Genomic DNA, 17,809 nt, shown 5'->3' with positions numbered 1-17,809 from the left:
CAATGCGGGAATTCTAGGCCTTCTTGAGCGCTCAAGCCAGCCGCACGGCAGATTTGCCCCGCCACGGCCCGCAGATGCACCGCCCATCCCTGTAGTAGCTGCCGAAGGCTGCGATCTTTTGATTTTGTTTTTCAAGATCAAGATCAAAAGATCGCAGCCTTCGGCAGCTCCTACAGCAGAGGTGCAGGAATGAGTCTTCTCAGCGGCACCCCCTGCCGGGAAGGGCTCGGGTATACTGCCGCGTTTTGCGCTCCCTGCTCGTATTGCGGCTGTCATTGCAATGCGTTCTTACGTTTTGTTTAAGCAGCCCTGGCTGTTCTGAACCAGCCTGTGCAGGGATGTTTCGGTAGATTTTTGGAGTTTTTATGCTCGAACAGGCTCAACGCGTCCTCAAGGACATCTTCGGCTACGACAGTTTCCGTGGCCGTCAGGGTGCAATCATTGAGCGCGTAGCCAGCGGCGGTGATGCGCTGGTGCTGATGCCTACCGGTGGCGGCAAGTCCCTGTGCTTTCAGGTGCCGGCGCTGCTGCGCGAAGGCCTGGCAGTGGTGGTGTCGCCGTTGATCGCCTTGATGGACGATCAGGTCGCTACCCTCGAAGAGCTGGGTGTGGCGGCCGCCGCACTGAACTCCACCTTGAGCGCTGAACAGCAGCGTGATCTGGCGGCACGGATCAAGCGTGGTGAAGTGAAAATGCTCTATCTGGCGCCCGAGCGTCTGGTGCAGCCGCGCATGCTGTCGTTCCTGCAAGGCTTGAACATCGCCCTGTTCGCCATCGACGAAGCGCACTGCGTGTCGCAATGGGGCCACGACTTCCGCCCGGAATACCTGCAACTGGGCCAGTTGGCGGAAATGTTCCCCGACGTGCCGCGCATCGCCCTGACCGCCACCGCCGACAAGCGTACCCGCGAAGAAATCGTCACCCGCCTGCACTTGCAGAACGCCGAGCGCTTCCTGTCGAGCTTCGACCGGCCGAACATCTTCTACCGCATCGTGCCCAAGGAGCAGCCGCGCAAGCAGTTGCTCGCATTCCTTGCCGAACGGCGCAGCGATGCCGGCATCGTCTATTGCCTGTCGCGCAAGAAGGTTGAAGAAGTTGCCGCGTTCCTCAGCGAGCAGGGCTTCCCGGCGCTGCCGTATCACGCCGGTCTGCCCAATGATTTGCGCGCCTATCACCAGAAGCGCTTCCTCAACGAGGAAGGCCTGATCATGGTCGCCACCGTGGCGTTCGGCATGGGCATCGACAAGCCCAACGTGCGTTTCGTCGCGCACCTCGATCTGCCCAAATCCCTTGAAGCCTACTATCAGGAAACCGGGCGCGGCGGCCGTGATGGCCTGCCGGCGGATGCGTGGATGGCCTACGGTCTGCAAGACGTGGTGATGCTCAAGCAGATGCTGCAGAACTCCGAAGGCGACGAGCGCCACAAACGCCTGGAGCAGCACAAGCTCGACGCCATGCTCTCGCTCTGCGAAGAAACCCGCTGCCGCCGGCAGACTTTGCTGGCGTATTTCGATGAAGACATGCCCGAGCCGTGCGGCCACTGCGACAACTGCGTCGACGGCGTGCAGACCTGGGACGCCACCGAGCCGGCGCGCCAGGCGCTGTCGGCGATCTATCGCACCGGCCAGCGCTATGGCGTCGGTCATCTGGTGGATGTGTTGCTGGGCAAGGACAACGAAAAGGTTCGCAGTTTCGGTCATCAGCATCTGTCGGTGTATGGCGTCGGCAAGGCGCTGAGCGAAAGCGAATGGCGCTCGCTGTTTCGTCAGTTGGTGGCGCGTGGTCTGGCCGACGTCGATCACGAGGGCTATGGCGGCCTGCGCCTCAGCGACACCTGCCGGCCGTTGCTCAAGGGCGAGGTGACGCTGGAACTGCGCCGCGACCTCAAGCCGCAGGTCACCGCCAAGACCGCCAGCAAGAGCCCGGCCAGTCAACTGGTGCGTGGCGAAGAGCGCGAGCAGTGGGAAGCCTTGCGCGCCCTGCGACGCAAACTCGCCGAAGAGCATGGCGTGCCGCCGTACGTCATCTTCCCCGACTCGACGCTGCTGGAAATGCTCCGCAGCCAGCCAACCTCGCTGGCCGACATGGCGCGTGTCAGCGGTGTCGGTGCGCGCAAGCTGGAACGTTACGGCGAAGCCTTCCTCGAAGTGCTCGGCGGCGAGGCCGAGGCGCCGAAAGTGGTGGCCGACGTGCGTCACGAACTGATCACTCTGGCTCGCGCCGGCATGACCCCGATGCAGATCGCCGGGCAGTTGCAGTGCTCGGAAAAGAACGTCTACACCATGCTCGCCGAGGCCATTGGCAAGCAGCAATTGTCGCTGGAGCAGGCGCTCGACCTGCCTGAAGAACTGATGGGCGAAGTGCAGGATGCGTTCCTCGACGGCGAAGGCGAGTTGCCGTCGGTCGCCGAAGTCGCCGAGCTGTTCGCCGGTCGGGTTCCGGAAGGCGTTCTTTATTGCGTCAGAGCCGCGTTGCAATCTGAGTTTGAAATGTAAGAGGGCGTTTGCGCCAACCGTCAGGCAGTTGTAACGATTCAGTACAGGTCGGCTCTTGCCTATAGCCAAATGTCATGCTTAGCTGACTAATAATTAGTTTTTCTCTATTTATCAGTCTACTCATGAGTGTTTTATGCCGTTAACCGATCAACACCGCTTTGGCATGCAACTGGCCCAGATGTCCCGTGGCTGGCGCGCCGAACTGGATCGCCGACTGGCGGGTCTGGGATTGTCCCAGGCGCGCTGGCTGGTGCTGCTGCATCTGGCGCGATTTGAAGATGCGCCGACCCAACGCGAGCTGGCGCAAAGCGTCGGCGTCGAGGGGCCGACCCTCGCGCGTTTGCTCGACAGTCTGGAAAGCCAGGGCCTGGTGCAACGCCAGTCGGTGATGGAAGACCGCCGGGCGAAAAAAATCGTGCTCTGCGCGCCGGCGCTGCCGCTGATCGAACAAATCGAAACCATTGCCACGCAACTGCGCCACGAATTGTTCGAAGGCGTCGACGAGGCGGATTTGAAGGTGTGCATGCGGGTTCACGGGCACATTCTGGGCAACCTGGAAAAATCTTGAGGCATAACCGCGTGCCGGTTTTTTGAGAGATCGCGCTGAGCAGACTATAAGAACTACTGGGCAATATCGTGTTCGTACCGGATGTGCGAACGCATAGAAACCGGTTTTGCTTATCTAAGGGATGCTCATGCACGCAAGTCGGCACGTGGTACTGCGCAGTGGCGCCAAATGGCTGCTGGTCGCTGGCGTATTCAGCTATTCGACCTGGTCGATGGCACTGGGCCTGGGAGACATCACGGTTCACTCGGGTCTCAATCAGCCATTCAAGGCCGACATTGCGCTGGTGGATGCCGCTGGCCTCAGTGCCAGCGATCTCTCGGCCAGCCTGGCCACGGCAGATGAATTCGGCCGGGCCGGGGTGGAACGGGTGTTCTTCCTCAATGACCTCAAGTTCACCCCGATCCTGCATGGCAATCGGCAGATGATCCGGGTGACCTCGCGCAAGCCGGTCAAGGAACCCTTTCTGAATTTTCTGCTGCAGCTTGATCAGCCCAATGGCCGCCTGCTGCGCGAGTACACGGTGCTGATCGATCCGCCTGGATCGCCCAGTATCGTACCGGCCACGGATGAACCCGATCCCCATCCGCAATCCTCTGAATTTCCCGCCGTCGAGCCTGCCACCGCGGCGCCTCAGGCAGCCCAGGGCAAACGCGAGGCGCCGTCCTCAGCGCCGGCATCTCCAGCGGCGGCTTCACCCGCCAGCGATGCCCTCGCGGAGCAATTGGCGGCCAGCGTACTGCTCAATCAGCAACTGCAAAAGACGGTGGACGAACTCAACGTCAAACTGCAGGCGCAGGATGTGCAGATTGCCGACGGTAAAAAACAGGTCAGTGATCTGCAAACGCGGTTGACCGAAGTGCAAAAGCCTCCGGCACCGGTGGTTACGCCGCCAACCCCAGCGCCAGCACCCGCCGCGCCGCCAGTCGAGGACAATGATCTCAACTGGCCGCTGTTCGGCGGCTTGCTGCTGTTGTTGGGCTTGCTGGTGGGTGGGCTATTCGTGCGCCGTCGCCGTCAACTGGCCGAAAATGCAGCGCCGCTGGCGCTTGCCCCGACCGGTCACGAGCCGGATCTGGACGACAGACCCGCTGCGCCCTCGATCAGCCTCAGTGCAACACCCGAGCATCGTGAAGAGCCGGCGGCGGGGGATGTGCTGGAGGCGGTGGGGATTTATCTGGCCTATGGACGCCTGAACGAGGCCGTCGGACTGTTGCGCGATGCCTTGGACAAAGAGCCGGAGCGAACCGATCTGGGCGTGCAATTGCTTGAAGTGTTGGGGCGCCAGGGCGACAGTGCCGCTTATGAGCAGCAGGAAAGCCAATTGCGCGGGGCAGGAGTCGATCCTCTGCAACTGGAGGCGATCCGGGCGCGTCATCCAAAGCTCACCCGTGTTGCCGCGATCACACCGGTGTTGCCTGTCATCGCTGCAGCACCGATTGCGCCAGCAGTACCACCAGCGCCTGAGGATGACTTCGAATTGAACCTGGGCGAGCTGTCGATGGCTTCAAGTTGGGATCTTGAGGACAGTCGTAAGGCCGCAGATCAGCCATCCGCGGGCGCCCCCGCGTCGGACTCAAGCCTTGAAGTGCTGCCGGTGGACTTTGAGTTGCCCGAAGCCACCGTGAATGACGAGGCGGAGCTGGAGTGGATTCCCGAACCCGACGCGCAGCCGCTGGATGATGACTTTCTCAATGAATTTGGTGACCCGCCGCCATCACTGGCGCTGGAGCCACTGACGCTGCAGGAACCGGAACCTGCTGTCGGTTCGGTGAAGCTTGAACAGGCGCAAACCTGTATTGATGACGGGGATATCGACAGCGCCATTGCCTTGCTCAATGAGTTGCTCAAGGAAGGAGACGAGCCCCTCAAGCAAACGGCGCGGACGTTACTCGCGGGTATTCGCTGATGGTTGAGTCACCGCAATTGCGCGGTGACTGGGCTATCGCCTTCGCGAGCAAGCTCGCTCCCACAGTTGGAATGCGTTCTATTGTGGGAGCGAGCTTGCTCGCGAAGGCGTCAGGGCCGACAACATCAATCCACCTGAATGATCAGAACGTCTGCCCCAGATTCAGATAAACCGCCTGCTCATTCGCATCATTCAAGCCATAGGTGAAATTCAACGGTCCCAACGGCGTATCGAAACCGATGAACACACTGGCGGCATTGATGTAGCCGCTGTCGAATTCGTTGTCGTTGTTCCACGCCCGGCCGCGTTCCAGCGAGGCGCCGGCATACAACGGGAAGTCCAGTGGCAGATACGAGCGCGGGGTCAACCGGCGGTAATACACCGCGCGCATCAGGCTGACGTTTTGCCCGGAGATCGAATCCTCACGAAAGCCCGACAACTGCCGTGCGCCTCCGAGCAGGAAGCTTGAGGTCACCACGTTGGTGTCATCCAGCGTACGTCCATAGCGGCCACCGAGAATCAGCGTATCCGGACCGCGACTCATGGCTTTGTCCAGCTTGAATTCCCACTGGCGGTAACGGGTGTCCGAACCCAGGCTTGGTTCGAATTGCAGCAAGGTCAGGCTGATGTCTTTGCCGTCGTGGGGGTAGTAAACGTTGTCCAGCGAGTCGAACGAATATTTCAGCGAATAGAAGCCCTCGTTGAAGTGTTCGCTCGGCAGGTCTTGATCTCCAATGCGCACGTCGGCCTTGCCCCAGGCTTCGCCGACGCCGAAACGCACTTCGCCGTTGTTGCCGATCTGCCGTCCGACATTCAGGGCCATACCGTAGCGTTCGACCCGGTATTGGGCGATCGGATCGTTGTCGAGCACCGCGTCGACGTTCTGCGCCTGGAACACCAGAGAGGGCGCGATGAAGTAGCGCGAGCCGACATCCAGCGGTTGATAGAACTCGGTGTACAGCTCCTGTTTGTCGCCGATCTGCGCCCGGGTCAGCCATTCCGCGCCGAGACGGTTGATGCCGTTGATGCGATAGCTGGCGCCGAGGTTGAAAGCGCTGTCGCCGCGCATGTCGTCCGACAGGTTCAGGCCGACCCGCAGGTAATCGGTACCGCTGCGTTTGCCTCGGGCGCTGATCACCAGCGTGTGATCCTGGCCTTTGTGCACCACGCGGTACTGCACCTGTTCAAAGTAATCGAGGCCGTACAGCGTGCCCATGTCCGAATGCAGTCGACCGAGATCCAATGGCTCACCGATGGGCTGGCGGATGTAGTAGCGGATCACGTCGTCACCGACTTTCGAATTGTTCTCGACCTTGATCGCGGTGATGATCGGCGTGCGCTGGCCCGGGGCGCGGGCAGCGTTCAGTTCGGCGTCCTGGGATTGTTGAGGTTTGAGCTGAGCGAGGCGGGTGTCGAGAATCCGCGTGGCGCGGTAACCGGCGTCGATCATTTCCTGGGCTTTGCCGAAATCAGTGACCCCGAATGCCGCCAGCGCCGGCTGGATCAGCACGTCGCCGGGTTTGAGGGCGGCCAGTTGCTCTTCGGAGTTGCGCCGGGTCATCAGGGTGATCGACTGGTTCAGCACATCGACCACGGTGGTCAGTTGCTTGCGGTTGCGCAGCGGGGTGCCGATGTCGACCACGATCGCCACATCGACCCCCATTTCCCGCGCGACGTCGAGCGGGATGTTATCGGTCATGCCGCCGTCCACCAGCAGCCGGCCGTCCAGTTCGACCGGGGCGAACACCGCCGGGATCGACATGCTGGCGCGGATCACCTGCGGCAAGTGACCTTTGCGGAACACCACTTTTTCGCCGTTGGCGATGTCGGTGGCGACCGCGCGGAACGGGATTGGCAGCTTGTCGAAGTCGCGGGTGTCGCTGGTATGCGCCAGCAGGCTTTCCAGCATCAGCGCCAGGTTCTGGCCCTGAATCACCCCCAGCGGCAGGCCGAGGCTGCCGTCATCGCGGAAACTCAGTTGCTGTTTCACCAGAAAATCGCGGTCGTCCTGTTTGCGGCGAAACGGCACGTCTTCCCGGGGCGGCGCGTCGGACAGTGCCTGTTGCCAGTCGATGTTCAACGCGAGTTTTTCCAGCTCATCGATCTTGTAGCCCGAGGCATACAGGCCACCGACCACCGCGCCCATGCTGGTGCCGGCAATCGCATCGATCTTGATGCCTTGCTCCTCAAGGGCCTTGAGCACGCCAATGTGCGCCAGACCACGGGCAGCACCGCCGGACAGCACCAGGCCGACTTTCGGGCGGGTGGCTTCGGTGGCATTCACAAATAACGGCAGCAAGCCAAGCAGCAGGCAGAACAGCAAACGGCGCATGGTGAGTCTCGGGGCAAGCGATAAAGCCGGCTATTATAGCGGCGCCCTCTGTCTCAGGAGTTTCAGCGAACATGTCTGTTGCAAAACCGGAAATCGTCATCACGTATTGCACCCAATGCCAGTGGCTGCTGCGCGCCGCGTGGCTGGCGCAGGAACTGCTCAGCACTTTCGGCGACGACCTCGGCAAGGTCTCGCTGGTGCCCGGCACCGGCGGGGTATTTCACATCAGCTGCGACGATGTGCAGATCTGGGAGCGCAAGGCCGACGGCGGCTTTCCCGAGGCCAAGGTGCTCAAGCAGCGAGTCCGCGATCAGATCGACCCTGAGCGCGACCTCGGCCACAACGATCGCACTCAGTGAGACGCCGCTTCGGCCGCGACGGTTTTCTTGTCGGCGCTGCCTGACATCCGCGCGGAGACCACGATGGCGACGATGATCAGCGCGCCGCCGACCAGCATGCGCACAGTCGGGTTTTCATCGAACAGCAACCAGGCGACGGTGATGCCGTAGACCGGCTCCATGGCGAACACCACGGCGGCGGTGCGCGCCTTGATCACCGCGAGGCTGGCGACAAACAGGCTGTGCGCAACGCCGGTGCAGAACACCCCGAGCAGGCCGATCCACAGCCAGTCCATCGCGTGTACTTCGCTCAGTTGCGGGGCCGCGACCGGCAGCAGACACAGCGCCACCACCACGTTTTGACACAGTGCCGCCTGCACCGCCGGGATACGTCCGGAGCTGGCACGGTTGGTCAGCGACAGCAAGGCGAACAGCAGGCCTGAGAGTACCGCCCAGAGCAGGCCGGTCGTGGCGCCGCTGGCCAGATCGAACGCCGGGGTGACCAACACCAGACCGACGCTGACCAGCACCACCAGCACGATTTCATTGGCGCGGATGCGTTCGCGGAAAATCAGCCCTTCAAGAATCACCGTGAACGCCGGGAAACTCGCGAAGCCCAAGGTCGCAATCGCCACCCCGGCGACTTTCACCGCGATGAAAAAACTCACCCAGTGCCCGGCCAGCAACACGCCGCTGAGTGCCAGACGGCGCCAGTCGACCGCCTGCAGTTTCTGCCAGCCGTGCTGGCTGGCGAAGCGGGCGAAAAAGGCCAGGGCGAGCACGGCAAACGCCGCACGTCCGAAGACGATCACCGCCGGTGAGGCGGCCGCGAGTTTGCCGAACACACCGGTCAGGCCGAACATCAGAGCGCCGATATGCAGGGCGCCGAGGGCAGTACGCGGAGTCATTGCAATCCTTAATCCGAACACGGTTTCAATGTTGCCCATTGAAACGTGTTGCGGCGCAGAAGTCTGTCGGCGAACTAGCGTTTTTTGTCGCAGGAATCGCGGCGTAACTGGCCCGGTGATGCGCCAAACTCCCGCAATACCGCCGCCGCGAACGCACTTTGCGAACTGTAGCCGACCCGGCAGGCGATTTCGCCGATGGGCAGCGCCGTGTCACGCAGCAGGCAAACCGCCTTGTGCAGCCGCCGGCTGCGAATGTAGTCCATCGGCGTCTGCCCGCATTCCGCCATGAACCGTGCGTGCAGGCGGGCGCTGGACAATCCGGCGATCTGCGCCAGATCGGCCACTTGCAGCGGGTAGGCGGCGTATTGTTCGATGTGCGCATCCAGCGCCGCGTAGGGCAGACGCCGCGCCGAGTGTTCGGCAGGTCTGGCGTGATTCAGGCTGGCGAGCAGCAACACCGCGCCTTGCTGGGCGATCAGCGGATCCGTGACCGGGCTGTGCGCCAGCCAGTTGACCAACTGGCTTTGCCCGGCATCAAGGGACAACCGCGCAGGCTGGTCGAGCAAGCGCTGACTGGCGTCGGCGTGCTCGCCCAGCGAGTCGTTCAGCCATGGCCCGTCGGGTACGTCCAGCACCAGACAACGGCTGCCATCGGGGCTGCCGCAGGCGTGATGCGCGCCGCCGGGGACGACCACGAAACTCTGCTGGCGCACCTGGCTGCCCTGACCCTCGACTTCGAAATCCAGCGCACCGGACAGACCGAACACCAGTTGCGCGTGGTCGTGGCTGTGGACGATCAGGTCGTGGGTGTATTGGCGCAGAGTCAGGATCGGGCGCATGGCAGAGGTCTCCGAAGTGAGCGCCAGTCTACACCGGGGCAACGGGCTTGCGCGCTGTCACACGACTGACGCCTGCCTGTCATGGTCGATTCACCCGGCGCGTGCACAGTGGCGAAAACATCGCAGAGGGTTGCCCATGACCAGCGCCGAGCTCGCCAGACCCAGCCGTAAACAACGGGTGCGCACCTTGTGGATTTCCGATGTGCATCTGGGCACACGGGACTGCCAGGCCGAGCACTTGTCGCAGTTTCTCAAGGGCTACCATGCCGACAAGATCTACCTGGTCGGTGACATCATCGACGGCTGGAAGCTGCGCGGCGGCATGTACTGGCCACAGGCGCACACCAACGTGATCCGTCGCCTGCTGACCATGAGCAAGCGCGGCACCGAGGTGATCTACGTCACCGGCAACCACGACGAATTCCTGCGCCGTTATTCGAAGCTGATCCTCGGCAACATCCAGTTGGTCGATGAGGCCGTGCATGTCACGGCGGATGGCCGGCACCTGCTGGTGATTCACGGCGATCAGTTTGACGTGATCACCCGCTATCACCGCTGGCTGGCCTTTCTCGGCGACTCGGCCTACGAGTTCACCTTGACCCTCAACCGCTGGCTCAATCACTGGCGTGCCCGTTATGGCTACGGCTACTGGTCGTTGTCGGCGTACCTGAAACACAAGGTGAAGACGGCGGTGAGCTTCATCAGCGACTTCGAAGAAGCCATCGCCCACGAATGTGTGAAACGCGAATTGCACGGCGTGGTCTGCGGGCATATTCACCATGCCGAGATCCGCAAGGTCGGGGAGGTGGACTACCTCAACTGCGGCGATTGGGTGGAGTCGTGCACGGCGTTGATCGAGCACTGGGATGGCACGATCGAGCTGTATCGCCTGGCGGATGCGCAGGCGCGGGAGGCGCAGCTCAAGGCGGCCAAGGTCGCCGAGATCGCCTGATTTCTCGGCTATACAAAAGGGCCTCATCGCTGGCAAGCCAGCTCCCACAGGTCTTGCGAACGCCCCCGATCACTGTGGGAGCTGGCTTGCCAGCGATGAGGCCGGTACAGACAACATCAGGCCGGGGCGTGTTCTTCCATCGCCGCCTTGTAGATCGAATGCTTGGGCTGCGCAAACAGCCGTTCCATCATCGGCTCGAAGAAACTCAGCGGCAGGCTGTCATACGCCGGGTCGAACGCCGCCGCATCGTATTTGGCGCAGAATTCCGCCGTCGCCTGATACTGCGGATGCTCGGCGAATTGCTCGCGCAGGTGCCGATCCATGCCCAGATGATGGAAGAAGTAGTAACCCTGAAAGATCCCGTGCTTCTCGACCATCCACAGATTTTCGGCGCTGACGAACGGTTTGAGAATCGCCGCCGCGATGTCCGGGTGGTTGTAAGAGCCCAGGGTGTCGCCGATGTCATGCAGCAGCGCACAGACCACGTATTCTTCGTCACGACCATCGCGATAGGCGCGGGTCGCGGTTTGCAGCGAGTGGGTCAGTCGATCCACCGGGAAGCCGCCGAAATCACCTTCCAGCAACTTCAGATGCGCGACGATCCGCGACGGCAATTGCCGGGCGTAGGCGCTGAAGTCTGCGGCGATGATCGCCCAGTCTTCCTGCGTGCCATCCTGCATGTGGGTGAAGCGGGCATTGGCGTTCATCGGCAAGCCTCCTGGTGTGTCGGGTTTCAGAACGCCACGCGGCCGAGGATCATGTCGCGGTACATGACGAAATCGCCGAGCAGGCTGTACAGCGGATGCTGGAAAGTCGCCGGACGGTTCTTCTCAAAGAAGAAGTGCCCGACCCAGGCAAAGCTGTAACCGGCCAGCGGCAGGGCCAGCAACAGTAGCCAGGCGCCTTTGGCGATGGTCATGGCCAGAATGAAAATCACCAGCGTGGTGCCGATAAAATGCAATCGGCGACAGGTACTGTTGGCGTGTTCGCTGAGGTAATACGGATAGAACTCGGCGAAACTATTGAATGGCTTGATGTTTTCCACGACTGCGATCTCTGTGGTTATTGTTCTGACGGCAAGTTGTTCAGCGGGTAGCCTATTTGAGTCTAGAGTGAACACTGGTATCAGCCAGTGACAATGGGCGCCACTTTAGTATCCTTCGCTAATCGGGTCGCAACATGTGATCCATCATGTAAAAGAATGACGCCATGAGCGAACGAACGACTTCTGCAAGCTGGGCGATGGGGATTGTCAAAGCATTGGAGATGGACGGCCTGGATTGCCGGGTACTGTTCAAGCAACTGGGGCTCGATTACGCCGCCCTGAATGATCCGGATGCGCGCTTCCCGCAAGATTCCATGACCCGCCTCTGGCAACGGGCGGTCGAGCTGTCCGGCAACCCGGCGATCGGCTTGAACATGGGCAAAGTGGTGCGTCCGGCCTCGTTCCATGTCGCCGGCTATGCCTTGATGTCGAGCAACACTCTGGCCGAAGGCTTCCAACGGCTGGTGCGTTATCAGCGGATCATCGCCGAGAGCGCCGACCTGAGTTTTCGTCTGCTCGAAGAAGGCTACGCGCTGATTCTGACCGTGCATGGCGATCACCTGCCGCCGACCCGGCAGAGCGCCGAAGCCTCGCTGGCCTGTGCGTTGGGCCTGTGCAGCTGGTTGACCGGGCGCACGCTGCATCCGGTCAAAGTGCTGTTCCAGGGCGACGAGCCCGCCGACCTGCAACCTTACAGGCAAGCCTTCCATGCGCCGCTGATGTTCAACGCACCGTACGATGCGTTGATTTTCGAAAGGGCCGACATGGAGGCGCCACTGCCCACCGCCAACGAAGCCATGGCGCTGTTGCACGACCGGTTTGCCGGGGAATACCTGGCGCGGTTTTCCGAAAGCCGCGTGACCCACAAAGCGCGCCAGGTGTTGTGCCGTTTACTGCCGCAGGGCGAACCCAAGCGCGATACGGTGGCGCAGACCCTGCATCTGTCGCAGCGTACCCTGCAGCGGCGGTTGCAGGAGGAGGGCACGAGTTTTCAGCAGTTGCTCGACGACACCCGCCGTGAACTGGCCGAGCAGTATCTGGCGCAGCCGAGCATGACCTTGCTGGAGATTGCGTATCTGCTGGGGTTTGCCGATCCGAGCAACTTCTTCCGCGCGTTCCGTCGCTGGTTCGATACCACGCCCGGCGATTATCGGGCGCGGCTGTTGCAGGCGCCGGTCAGTGACGCCAAAAGGCCGGAATACACAGCACAAACACCGTAATGATCTCCAGTCGGCCGAGCAGCATGCCGAACGACAGGATCCACTTCGCTGCATCCGGCAGGGTGGCGAAGTTGCCCGCCGGGCCAATGGTCTCACCCAGGCCCGGGCCGACGCCGGACACGGTGCTGGCGGCGCCGGTCAGTGCAGTCATCCAGTCCACGCCGAGCAGCGACAGCAGCAGGGCGATCACGCAGATGGTGATGGCGAAGAAGAACGAAAAGGTCAGAATCGAGCGCACGATCTCTTCGTCGAGACGGTGGCCGTTGTACTTCTGCTTGATCACCGCACGCGGGTGAATCAACTGGTTAAGGTTGGCCTTGAGCAGGATGTAGGCGACCTGGAAACGGAAGATCTTGATCCCGCCCGCGGTCGAGCCGGAGCAGCCGCCGACAAAGCCCAGATAAAAAAACAGCATCAGCGAAAAGTTGCCCCACAGGCTGTAGTCGCCGAGGGCGAAACCGGTGGTGGTGACCACCGAGGTCACGTTCAGTGCCACGTGCCGCAGCGCCTCCAGCCAGTGCAGCTTGGTGGTCCACCAGTACCAGGTGCCGAGCACCAGCCAGGTCACCAGCAACATGCCGAGCAGGCCCTGCACCTGCTGATCCTTGATCAACGCCTTACGGTTGCCGCGCATGGTCGCCACATACAGGGTGAACGGCAGGCTGCCGAGAATCATCACGACCACCGCGACCCAGTGCACCGCCGGTTGCGTCCACTTCGCCAATGACTGGTCGGAGGTCGAGAAACCGCCGGTGGAGATCGCCGACATCGCGTGGTTGATCGCATCGAACGGGCTCATCCCGGCCCACCAGAACGCCAGGCTGCCGAGGATGGTGATACCGACGTACGCCGCGACAATCAGGCGCGCCACCATGTGCGAACGCGGCATGACCTTTTCCGAACGGTCGGACGATTCGGTCTGGAACAGGCGCATGCCACCGATGCGCAGCAACGGCAGAATTGCCACCGCCATGCCGATGAAGCCGATGCCGCCGAGCCAGTGCAGCAGCGAGCGCCACATCAGGATCCCCGGGGACATGGTGTCGAGCCCGCTGAGCACGGTCGAGCCGGTGGCGGTAATGCCGGACATGCTTTCGAAGAACGAATCGGTGTAGCTGATGTGCTGGGTCAGCAAAAACGGCAGCGCGGCGAAAATGCACACCACCAGCCAACTGCTGACGGTCAGCAGGTACATGTCGCGCGGGCGCAGGTGAATGTGCTCGGGGCGGCCGGGGATCACCAGTGCGAGGCCGGCGAGGAAAGTGATCATGCTCGCCCAGAGGAACGACGGCAGATCGCCGGTGCGCTCGAAAATCACCAGGGTGGCCATGGGCACAACCATGGCGATGGCCAGGGTGATCAGGAAGATGCCGATGATGAAACCAATGATCCGTAAGGTCGGCAACGCCATGAAGTCCGCTCGGGCTGAAGTGGGAAGGGCGCCATTCTACCCGTGAGGCAGGGCATGTAAACCGGCATCCCGTTGGCAGATGAAGCTAGAATAGCCGCACATTTTTCTCAGGAGGTGGCCGATGCAGGCTCTCGACGCGTTGCTCAACCGTGTTTCCGTTCCACGCCTGGTCGAACCAGCCCCCACTGCCGAGCAGCGCGAAGCCCTGTTTGGCGCAGCCCTGCGCGCACCGGATCACGGCCACTTGCAGCCGTATCGTTTCCTTACAGTCGAAGGGGCGGCGCGCGAGAAAATGGGCGAGTTGCTGGCCGAAGCGGCGCAGATGCAGGAAGGTGAAGTCACTGAAGCGATGATCGACAAGGCGCGCAACGGCCCGCTGCGGGCGCCGCTGGTGGTCGTGGTGATCGCGAAACTGCAGGAACACGTCAAGTATCCGAAGGCCGAGCAGTTGCTGGCGGCGGGGTGTGCGGCGCACGGGATTCTGCTGGCGGCTTACGCGCAGGGGATTGGTGCGGTGTGGCGTACCGGTGATCTGGCCTATTCGGCGCATGTGGCCAAGGGGCTGGGCCTGGCTGAAGGCGAGCAGGTGATTGCCTTCCTGTATCTCGGCACGCCGCAGAAGGAGCCGCGCGTTGCCGAGAAAGTCGACCAGGCCGAGTTCGTCAGCGCCTGGCCGTCCAAGGCTTGAAGATCAAAAGCCCCTCACCCTAACCCTCTCCCGGAGGGAGAGGGGACTGATTGGGGAATACTCCAGGGATGCGCCGACCGGAGCGATCTTCGCTGAATCCATAGTCGACACGGCTTGCCAGGTCGATGCAATTCGCATAACACCTCGGTCGGCTCCCTCTCCCTCCGGGAGAGGGCTGGGGTGAGGGGCTTTTAAGGCTGGACGATAGCGCCTGGCACCAGCGGCAATTCCAGGCTGGCAATAAACCCGCCCTCGGGATGATTGGCCAGGGTCAGACTCCCGCCATGCCGCTCCGCCGCCCGCCTGGCAATTGCCAGGCCCAGGCCATGTCCCGCCGCCGTTTGCCCCGGCGCCCGGTAAAACGGTTCGCCCAACTGACTCAGGTGCTCGGCCTGCACGCCCGGCCCGTGGTCGCGCACGCTCACGACAATCCGCTCGCCCTGACGTGTGGCCTGCATTTCGATTGCCTGGCCCACCGGGTTGAAGCGCTGGGCGTTGCGCAACAGGTTGTCGACGGCGCGCTCGATCATGGTCGGCCATCCGGTCAGATTCAACTGAGGCTCGGCGTTCAGGCGCACGGTCTGCTCGGGTGAGCCGAGCTGAGCATCTTTCTGCAAGGTGCCGAGCAGGGCGTTCAGGTCCACCGCTTCGGCACTGGCGTTGTCGGCATCGACCCGCGCCAGCACCAGAATTTCGCTGATCAACGCTTCCAGCCGATCGCACTCGCGGGTCAGGCGTGGCCAGAGTTTTTCCCGTTCTTCAGGATTGGCCCGTTCCGCCAGCGCCAGCGCGATGCGCAGTCGCGCCAGAGGTGAACGCAGTTCGTGGGACACATCGCGCAGCAACTGGCGCTGACTGCCGATCAGGCTTTGCAGTCGCGCACCCATGCGGTTGAAGTCATTGGCCAGCACACCGAATTCGTCGCGACGGTTGGCCAGTTTCGCCAGGCTGTTCTGTTGATAGGTGGTCTGCCCCAGATCATGCACCGCACCGCGCAAACGGCTGAGCGGGCGAGTGATGGAGAAGGTCACCAGCAGGCTGAACAGGGTCAGTACCACCAGCGCGATACCCAGCGCACTCAGCGGCCAGAGCAGGCTTTCACGGTGCCACGCATCGAGCTCCGGGTGCGGAATGCGGAAGATGAACAGGTAGGTGTCGCCGGTTTTTTCGCTGGTGAATTCGTCGGTCAGGCGGCGCCAGGGCAGACGTCGGTCATCGTTGTTCTGTCTGGCTTCGAAGGCGGCGGCGCGACGCGGGAAGGTGCCACGCACCACCGGGTCGCCGCTTTCGTTCAGCACCTGGACGTCAATGTGGTACTGGCGTTTGCGCTGTTGAAGGATGTCCTGCGCGGCGTCTTCGCCCTGGGCTTCGTAGGTTTGCGTCCATTCGGCGGCCAGCGTGTTGAGGCCCGGATGGCGGCTGAGGATCCACGCGTCCTGATTGAGCATGTGCCCGAGCAGGATCGACAGCCCTGCGACCAGGGCGATGGCCAGCCAGAAGCTCGCGAGAATACGCCAGAACAATGAACGCACAGAAAATCCTCAATCAAACGCTTAACCCCTGTAGGAGCTGCGGCACGCTGCGATCTTTTGATCTTATTTTTCAGAAGCAAAATCAAAAGATCGCAGCGTGCCGCAGCTCCTACAGAGGGCGGATGTGAACAGGCCCGACGGTGTCAGCCGTCGGGCCTGTGATTAGAACATTATTGCGCCTTTTGCGGCTGTTGCGCTTTCCACGCCTTGAACTCGGCCCATTCGGCGCGGCGTTCAGCCTGTTTCTTCTGGATCTCGTCGAATTTCTTCTGTTGGTCCGGTTTCAGCAGGTTGCGTACGTCAGCTTCGGCTTTCTTGTGGTTGGCCGCCATCTCGTCTTTCATGGCTTTCTGGTCAGCCGGCGAGAGTTTTTCCAGGTACTTCTCGACCACCTGGCGACGCTCGTGCATTTGCTCGCCCATGATCTTGCGGATCTGATCGCGCTGTTCGCGGGTCAGGTCGAGTTGGCTGTACGGGCCTTTGCCGTGTTCGCCGTGCATCTGACCGCCGTGGCGTGGGCCGTCGAGCGGGCCACCCATCGGGCCACCATCCTGTGGCATGGCCATGGCGACGGTGGGCAGAGCGGCAGCGAACATCAGAGCGATAAGAGTCTTGCGCATGGTGTATCTCCTTGTCTCGTTCCCGGTACGTTCCGGATGAGTACAGATTACGGAGATCAAGGTCAGCGGCGGTCAGCGCTGCGTAAAGCTTGGGTAAAGACGCTTCGTACCCTGCCTGACAAATATCACCGGCAAACCGGCGTGTGGCGAGGGAGCTTGCTCCCGCTGGGCAGCGAAGCGGCCCTCGCTTTTCGAATCAAAAACGAGGGACTGCTGCGCAGTCCAGCGGGAGCAAGCTCCCTCGCCACATATAGCATTCAGGCAGGTCTTTCCCGATTTACAGGCTGTAGTAGTAACCACGGCTGCGCAGGGCGACGATGCGTGGGCGGCCGTCGGGGTGCGGGCCGATCTTCTTGCGCAGGTTGCTGACGTGCATGTCGAGGCTGCGGTCGTACAGGGTCAGCTTGCGCCCGAGGGCCAGTTGCGCCAGTTCCTGCTTGTCCAGCGGTTCGCCGGGCTGCTTGAGCAGGGCTTCGAGCAAACGACTTTCGGAAACGGTGAGGGTCAGTTCTTTCTCATCGATGCTGACCACGCCGCGCACCGGGCTGAAGCTCAGGTCGCCGAGTTCGAGTTGGGTCGATACGGCGGCCGGGTGACTGCGGCGCAGCACGGCGCGCAGACGCGCGGTGAGTTCACGCGGATCGCAGGGCTTGGCCAGGTAATCGTCGGCACCCAGTTCCAGACCGAGAATGCGATCCAGCGGTTCGCCACGGGCCGAAAGCATCAGCACCGGCAGCTCTGCGTGCTCGCTGCGCAATTGCTTGAGCAGTTCCAGACCGCTGCCATCGGGCAGCATCACGTCCAGCACCACCGCCGCCGGGGCCGATTCGGCCAACGCCTTGCGCGCGCTCTGGCCATCGTGGCAGGCACGCACCAGGAAGCCTTCCTGGCTCAGCCAGCTACTCAGGAGTTCACACAACTCCTGGTCATCATCAATCAGTAACAGCTCGCTCAT

At 62.0% G+C, this 17,809-nt stretch carries 16 protein-coding genes; 7 read left to right on the top strand and 9 right to left on the bottom strand.

What is annotated here, in order from left to right; translation table 11 throughout:
- Window positions 1-365: 365 nt before the first annotated feature.
- The 3 genes from recQ to OC71_RS21245 all read left to right on the top strand — a co-directional run bounded on the left by recQ (window position 366) and on the right by OC71_RS21245 (window position 4,969).
- Entirely contained in the window at window positions 366-2,495 is a 2,130-nt protein-coding gene (recQ, locus tag OC71_RS21255; protein ID WP_041073098.1) for a DNA helicase RecQ, read from the top strand.
- A gap of 133 nt (window positions 2,496-2,628) precedes the next feature.
- On the top strand, window positions 2,629-3,063 hold the full coding sequence (locus OC71_RS21250; protein WP_027613988.1) for a MarR family transcriptional regulator: 435 nt from the start codon (window positions 2,629-2,631) through the stop codon (window positions 3,061-3,063).
- Window positions 3,064-3,190: 127 nt separating this feature from the next.
- Window positions 3,191-4,969 (top strand): FimV/HubP family polar landmark protein, encoded by a 1,779-nt coding sequence (locus OC71_RS21245; protein WP_041073110.1) that lies wholly within the window; start codon window positions 3,191-3,193, stop codon window positions 4,967-4,969.
- A gap of 142 nt (window positions 4,970-5,111) precedes the next feature.
- On the opposite strand, the gene OC71_RS21240 is transcribed toward OC71_RS21245, so the two are convergent.
- Complete coding sequence (locus tag OC71_RS21240) at window positions 5,112-7,301, bottom strand: patatin-like phospholipase family protein (RefSeq protein WP_041073095.1); 2,190 nt, start codon at window positions 7,299-7,301, stop codon at window positions 5,112-5,114.
- 71 nt (window positions 7,302-7,372) lie between these two features.
- Between OC71_RS21240 and OC71_RS21235 the strand changes: the two genes are divergently transcribed.
- Window positions 7,373-7,660, top strand: coding sequence for a SelT/SelW/SelH family protein (locus tag OC71_RS21235; RefSeq protein ID WP_041073093.1), 288 nt, complete (start codon window positions 7,373-7,375; stop codon window positions 7,658-7,660).
- Here the strand turns inward: OC71_RS21235 and OC71_RS21230 are convergent.
- A complete protein-coding gene (locus OC71_RS21230; RefSeq protein ID WP_041073091.1) occupies window positions 7,654-8,547 on the bottom strand; it encodes a DMT family transporter in 894 nt (297 codons plus the stop codon). The two genes, OC71_RS21235 and OC71_RS21230, sit on opposite strands and share 7 nt — an antisense overlap.
- Window positions 8,548-8,621: 74 nt before the next feature.
- Window positions 8,622-9,386 (bottom strand): AraC family transcriptional regulator, encoded by a 765-nt coding sequence (locus tag OC71_RS21225; RefSeq protein WP_041073089.1) that lies wholly within the window; start codon window positions 9,384-9,386, stop codon window positions 8,622-8,624.
- Window positions 9,387-9,522: 136 nt separating this feature from the next.
- Here OC71_RS21225 and OC71_RS21220 point away from each other — a divergent pair, with 136 nt between their 5' ends.
- Complete coding sequence (locus OC71_RS21220) at window positions 9,523-10,338, top strand: UDP-2,3-diacylglucosamine diphosphatase (RefSeq protein ID WP_041073087.1); 816 nt, start codon at window positions 9,523-9,525, stop codon at window positions 10,336-10,338.
- A 116-nt stretch (window positions 10,339-10,454) separates the two neighbouring features.
- Here the strand turns inward: OC71_RS21220 and OC71_RS21215 are convergent, their stop codons facing one another.
- Both OC71_RS21215 and OC71_RS21210 read right to left on the bottom strand, forming a co-directional pair.
- The gene (locus OC71_RS21215) at window positions 10,455-11,045 is read right to left on the bottom strand and encodes an HD domain-containing protein (RefSeq protein WP_041073085.1); all 591 of its coding nucleotides are present in this window, start codon (window positions 11,043-11,045) and stop codon (window positions 10,455-10,457) included.
- 26 nt (window positions 11,046-11,071) lie between these two features.
- On the bottom strand, window positions 11,072-11,383 hold the full coding sequence (locus OC71_RS21210) for a DUF962 domain-containing protein (RefSeq protein ID WP_041073083.1): 312 nt from the start codon (window positions 11,381-11,383) through the stop codon (window positions 11,072-11,074).
- 164 nt (window positions 11,384-11,547) lie between these two features.
- Between OC71_RS21210 and OC71_RS21205 the strand changes: the two genes are divergently transcribed.
- The gene (locus OC71_RS21205) at window positions 11,548-12,603 is read left to right on the top strand and encodes an AraC family transcriptional regulator (protein ID WP_198759098.1); all 1,056 of its coding nucleotides are present in this window, start codon (window positions 11,548-11,550) and stop codon (window positions 12,601-12,603) included.
- On the opposite strand, the gene OC71_RS21200 is transcribed toward OC71_RS21205, so the two are convergent.
- Window positions 12,560-14,014, bottom strand: coding sequence for a TrkH family potassium uptake protein (locus OC71_RS21200; protein WP_041073079.1), 1,455 nt, complete (start codon window positions 14,012-14,014; stop codon window positions 12,560-12,562). The genes OC71_RS21205 and OC71_RS21200 overlap by 44 nt on opposite strands.
- 121 nt (window positions 14,015-14,135) lie before the next feature.
- Between OC71_RS21200 and OC71_RS21195 the strand changes: the two genes are divergently transcribed.
- Window positions 14,136-14,702 carry a nitroreductase family protein gene (locus OC71_RS21195; RefSeq protein WP_041073077.1) on the top strand — a complete coding sequence of 189 codons (567 nt, stop codon included), beginning with the start codon at window positions 14,136-14,138 and terminating at the stop codon, window positions 14,700-14,702.
- A gap of 191 nt (window positions 14,703-14,893) precedes the next feature.
- Here the strand turns inward: OC71_RS21195 and OC71_RS21190 are convergent, their stop codons facing one another.
- The 3 genes from OC71_RS21190 to OC71_RS21180 form a co-directional block, all read right to left on the bottom strand.
- Window positions 14,894-16,234 (bottom strand): HAMP domain-containing sensor histidine kinase, encoded by a 1,341-nt coding sequence (locus OC71_RS21190; RefSeq protein ID WP_041073074.1) that lies wholly within the window; start codon window positions 16,232-16,234, stop codon window positions 14,894-14,896.
- A 170-nt stretch (window positions 16,235-16,404) separates the two neighbouring features.
- Entirely contained in the window at window positions 16,405-16,854 is a 450-nt protein-coding gene (locus tag OC71_RS21185) for a Spy/CpxP family protein refolding chaperone (RefSeq protein WP_041073072.1), read from the bottom strand.
- A gap of 277 nt (window positions 16,855-17,131) precedes the next feature.
- On the bottom strand, window positions 17,132-17,809 hold the full coding sequence (locus tag OC71_RS21180) for a response regulator transcription factor (protein ID WP_041073070.1): 678 nt from the start codon (window positions 17,807-17,809) through the stop codon (window positions 17,132-17,134).

Origin of the sequence: Pseudomonas sp. W15Feb9B (genome assembly GCF_000828175.1) — a bacterium.
Classification (GTDB): Bacteria; Pseudomonadota; Gammaproteobacteria; order Pseudomonadales; family Pseudomonadaceae; genus Aquipseudomonas; species Aquipseudomonas parakoreensis.
Note: the sequence above shows the minus strand (reverse complement) of the source record. Positions and strands in the feature narration are given on the sequence as shown.

Bases quoted from the DNA above. Each gene is read 5' to 3' on its own strand.
- OC71_RS21205 (WP_198759098.1), top strand. From the start codon at position 11,548: ATGAGCGAACGAACGACTTCTGCAAGCTGGGCGATGGGGATTGTCAAA.
- OC71_RS21230 (WP_041073091.1), bottom strand. From the start codon at position 8,547: ATGACTCCGCGTACTGCCCTCGGCGCCCTGCATATCGGCGCTCTGATG.
- OC71_RS21215 (WP_041073085.1), bottom strand. From the start codon at position 11,045: ATGAACGCCAATGCCCGCTTCACCCACATGCAGGATGGCACGCAGGAA.
- OC71_RS21180 (WP_041073070.1), bottom strand. From the start codon at position 17,809: ATGAGCGAGCTGTTACTGATTGATGATGACCAGGAGTTGTGTGAACTC.
- OC71_RS21250 (WP_027613988.1), top strand. From the start codon at position 2,629: ATGCCGTTAACCGATCAACACCGCTTTGGCATGCAACTGGCCCAGATG.
- OC71_RS21195 (WP_041073077.1), top strand. From the start codon at position 14,136: ATGCAGGCTCTCGACGCGTTGCTCAACCGTGTTTCCGTTCCACGCCTG.
- OC71_RS21220 (WP_041073087.1), top strand. From the start codon at position 9,523: ATGACCAGCGCCGAGCTCGCCAGACCCAGCCGTAAACAACGGGTGCGC.
- OC71_RS21240 (WP_041073095.1), bottom strand. From the start codon at position 7,301: ATGCGCCGTTTGCTGTTCTGCCTGCTGCTTGGCTTGCTGCCGTTATTT.
- OC71_RS21200 (WP_041073079.1), bottom strand. From the start codon at position 14,014: ATGGCGTTGCCGACCTTACGGATCATTGGTTTCATCATCGGCATCTTC.
- OC71_RS21245 (WP_041073110.1), top strand. From the start codon at position 3,191: ATGCACGCAAGTCGGCACGTGGTACTGCGCAGTGGCGCCAAATGGCTG.
- OC71_RS21225 (WP_041073089.1), bottom strand. From the start codon at position 9,386: ATGCGCCCGATCCTGACTCTGCGCCAATACACCCACGACCTGATCGTC.
- OC71_RS21235 (WP_041073093.1), top strand. From the start codon at position 7,373: ATGTCTGTTGCAAAACCGGAAATCGTCATCACGTATTGCACCCAATGC.
- recQ (WP_041073098.1), top strand. From the start codon at position 366: ATGCTCGAACAGGCTCAACGCGTCCTCAAGGACATCTTCGGCTACGAC.
- OC71_RS21185 (WP_041073072.1), bottom strand. From the start codon at position 16,854: ATGCGCAAGACTCTTATCGCTCTGATGTTCGCTGCCGCTCTGCCCACC.